This is a genomic window from Janthinobacterium sp. TND4EL3 (assembly GCF_900156175.1).
Classification (GTDB): domain Bacteria; phylum Pseudomonadota; class Gammaproteobacteria; order Burkholderiales; family Burkholderiaceae_D; genus Janthinobacterium.
Genome location: NZ_FTMV01000074.1, coordinates 1 through 1042, shown reverse-complemented (window position 1 = coordinate 1042; position 1042 = coordinate 1). Strand labels below are relative to the sequence as shown.

Genomic DNA, 1042 nt, shown 5'->3' with positions numbered 1-1042 from the left:
TGTGATGTTTCAATAGGTTGTTGTGGTTCATTCGGATTGGATTTGAGACACTGGAAATCGCCAAACCCCCAGTTCTCAAGGAAACCAACCGAATGAACATTCATAAGAATGCCCGATTAACGCTGATTCGTCGAGTCGAGATGGTCGAAGACGTCCTGCATCACCGCCTGCCGGTCTGCCAGGCCGCTGTCCGCTATGCCGTGAGCGAGGCGACCGTGCGCAAATGGCTGGGGCGCTTCCTTGCCGAGGGCCGCGAAGGCTTGATGGATCGCTCGTCGCGTCCCGCACACAGCCCTTTGGCACTGGACGAGGGCAAGGCGCTGACCGTTGTCGAACTACGCAAGAAGCGCATGACGCAGGCCAGGATTGCCCAGTACCTGCAGATATCGAAGGCCACGGTCAGCCGTGTGCTGGCGCGTGCCGGCCTCTCCAAACTGAGCGATCTCGATCCCGTCGAGGCGGTGCAGCGCTATGAGCATGCGCAACCGGGCGACCTGATTCATATTGATACCAAGAAGCTCGGACGCATTGAAGCCACCGGTCATCGTGCGACAGGAAACCGGCGCGACCGTACGCGCGGCGCCGGATGGGAAGTCTTGTTTATCGCCATTGACGACCATGCCCGCATCGCCTTCACGGAACTCTACCCTGACGAAACCCAAGAAAATGCCAACCGTTTCCTCGCCAATACCCACGCCTATTTCTGCTCGCTCGGGGTGCGCCCCAAAGCCTTGTTGACTGACAACGGTTCAGCCTTTCGCTCCAGGTCATTCAAGGCCACTTGCAGTCAGATCGAAGTCAAGCACCGCTTTACGCGGCCATATCGACCGCAGACCAATGGCAAGGCCGAACGCTTCATCCAGTCAGCCTTGCGTGAATGGGCTTACGGCTTCGTTTATAACAACTCACTGGAACGTGCCCACATGCTCAAGGAATGGAATCATCACTACAACTGGCACCGGCCGCATCAGGGTATTGCTGGCAAGGCACCGATGTCACGGCTTGGTTCTAGTCCGAATAACCTCTTGCAACTTCACAGCTA

Annotated in this window: 1 protein-coding gene; it reads left to right on the top strand. The window is 57.1% G+C overall.

The genetic code is table 11. From position 1 onward, the window contains the following. Window positions 1–92: 92 nt before the first annotated feature. Window positions 93–1042 (top strand): IS481 family transposase (locus BXA07_RS29900; RefSeq protein ID WP_083708638.1); only part of this gene is annotated, 950 nt, incomplete at its 3' end.